A 2,865-nucleotide genomic window follows, 5' to 3' on the forward strand; every position below is an offset into this window, starting at 1 on the left:
ATCTTCTTGGCCAGGGTCATTCAGGTCTCCTTTGCGGTTGGAATGCGTATCTGGGAGCTTCGCTCAGAGTTTCAATGTTCTCAGCCGCAAGGCGTTGGAAATGACGGAGACCGACGACAGGCTCATCGCCGCCGCCGCAATCATCGGCGACAGAAGCGTGCCGGTGAGCGGATAGAGCACGCCTGCGGCGACAGGCACGCCGAGCACGTTGTAGAGGAAGGCGAAGAACAGGTTCTGGCGGATGTTACGGATCGTCGCCTGGGCGAGCGTGCGTGCCCTGACGATGCCGTTGAGATCGCCCTTGACCAGCGTGATGCCGGCGCTTTCGACCGCGACATCGGCGCCGGTACCCATGGCGATGCCGACATCGGCGCTGGCCAGCGCCGGCGCGTCGTTGACGCCGTCGCCGGCCATGGCAATGCCCGCGCCCGTTCCACGCAATTCCTCGACCAGCGCGCCCTTCTCATCGGGCAACAGACCGGCGCGCACCTCGTCGATGCCGAGCTTGCCGGCAATCGCTTTTGCCGTGCGCTCGTTGTCGCCAGTCGCCATGATGATCCTCAGGCCCTTGTCGTGCAGCGCCCTGATCGCTTCGGCCGTGGTGGCCTTGACCGGGTCGGCGACAGCGACGAGGCCGGCGAGCTTGCCGTCGGCGGCAACGAACATCGCCGTCTTGCCCTCAGCCTGCAATGCCTCCGCCTTGGCGGAAACAGGCGCGGTGTCGATGCCAAGGTCGGCCATCATCGCCGCATTGCCAAGCGCCACCTTTCTGCCGGACACCGTGCCGGCAACGCCCTTACCGGTGATGGCCTCGAAGTTTTCGGCACCGGCAAGCTTGACGCCGCGTTCGGCTGCCCCCTCCACGATCGCCTCGGCGAGCGGATGTTCCGAGCCTTTTTCAAGCGTGGCGGCGAGCGCCAGCAGTTCATTCTCATCGGCGCCCTCGGCGGCGGCGACGTCGGTCAGCTTCGGCCTGCCCTCGGTCAAGGTGCCGGTCTTGTCGACGATCAGCGTATCGACCGAGGCGAAGCGCTCCAGCGCCGCCGCTTCCTTGATCAGCACGCCGGCATGGGCGCCGCGCCCGGTCGCGGTCATGATCGACATTGGTGTCGCAAGACCCAGCGCGCAGGGACAGGCGATGATCAGCACCGACACCGCCGAGACGATGGCGAAGATCAGGCTGGGCTCAGGCCCGAAGAACGACCAGGCAATGAAGGCGATGACGGCCACCAGCACGACCGCCGGGACGAAATAGAAGGATACGCGGTCGGCCAGCGCCTGGATCGGCGCGCGCGAACGCTGCGCCTTGGCGACCATTTCGACGATGCGCGAGAGCGTGGTCTCGGCGCCGACCCTTTCGGCGCGCATGATCAGCGAGCCGTTCTTGTTGAGCGTGCCGCCGGTCAGGGGATCGCCTTCCGTCTTCTCGACCGGGAGCGGCTCGCCGGTGATCATCGATTCGTCGACCGCCGAGCGGCCTTCCAGCACGATGCCGTCCACCGGCACAGCATCGCCGGGGCGGATGCGGAGCCGGTTTCCAGCCTGGACGCTGTCGAGCGGCACGTCCTTCTCGGAACCGTCGGCGCCGATCAGGCGCGCCGTCTTCGGAGCAAGGTCGAGCAAGGCGCGAATGGCCGAGCCCGTGCGTTCGCGGGCTCTGAGTTCCAGCACCTGGCCAAGGAACACCAGGGCGACGATGATCGCGGCCGCCTCGAAATAGACCGGCACGGCGCCGTCATGGCCACGGAACTGATGCGGGAAAATGTCTGGGAACAGGGCGGCGACCACGCTGTAGAGATAGGCCGCGCCGACGCCCAGCGAGATCAGCGTCCACATATTCGGACTGCGGTTCAGGATCGAGTCCCAGCCGCGATGGAAGAACGGGAAGGCAGCCCACAGCACCACAGGGCTTGCCAGCGCCAGTTCCGCCCAAGTCTTCGTCCGGCCGTCGATGAAGCTTTCGAAGCTGAAACCCAGCATCGGCGCCATGGCGAAGACGAGCAAAGGCACGGACAACAGCGCGCTTACCCAGAATCGCCTGGTGAAATCGACCAGCTCCGGGTTCGGCCCCTCATCGCCGGTCGGTACGCCCATCGGCTCCAGCGCCATGCCGCAGATCGGGCAGGAGCCGGGCTTGTCGCGGATGATCTCGGGATGCATCGGGCAGGTGTATTGCGTGCCCTTCGGCATCGGCTCCGGCGCCGGCCGGCCGTCAAGGTATTTTGCCGGTTCGGCCTCGAACTTGCCCTTGCAGCTTGCCGAGCAGAAATAGAAGCCTTGGCCTTCGTGGCGGACGAAATGCTTCGCGCTCGCGCGGTCGACATTCATGCCGCAGACGGGATCGGTCGCCGTCAGATATGTTTCCGGCCCGGCCTGGAATTTCGTGCGGCAGCGCTCGCTGCAGAAATGAAATGTCCGGCCATTGTGTTCGGCCGTAGGCTTGCCGGCGGAAGGATCCACCGTCATGCCGCAGACCGGATCGCGGATCACGGCTTCCGCGGCCGGCGCAGCGCCTTTTGCGGAACAGCAGGATGCGCCATGCGCGTGATGGTGATGATGGTCGGAATGGCTCATGTCGAAACGCCTCGGAATTATCGAATGGGGCGGAGGTAGTCCTTCCAGTAACTGGAAGGTCAAGGGGCGGTTTCGATTTTTGGGAATTTCGGTCGTCCGGCCTTGCGCTGCATCAATCGCATGTCATTGGCAACGCGGCCGCCCGCCCCATACACAGCGCCGCGAAAACACGCTATAGACGCCGCCGAATGGCAAAGATCTCCCTGAAACTCGACGAAATCATCGAAGGCGACGCCTTGCGCCGCGACATGACGGCGCTGACGAGGGCGAGCGCCGGCGACGGCTCCGGCA

Annotated in this window: 1 protein-coding gene; it reads right to left on the reverse strand. The window is 65.2% G+C overall.

Annotated features, from left to right (window positions below; translation table 11 throughout):
• Nucleotides 1–63 precede the first annotated feature (63 nt).
• Entirely contained in the window at nucleotides 64–2,574 is a 2,511-nt protein-coding gene (locus EOA38_RS32540; protein WP_127301154.1) for a heavy metal translocating P-type ATPase, read from the reverse strand.
• Nucleotides 2,575–2,865 lie beyond the last annotated feature (291 nt).

This window comes from Mesorhizobium sp. M1E.F.Ca.ET.041.01.1.1 (assembly GCF_003997355.1).
Lineage (GTDB): Bacteria > Pseudomonadota > Alphaproteobacteria > Rhizobiales > Rhizobiaceae > Mesorhizobium.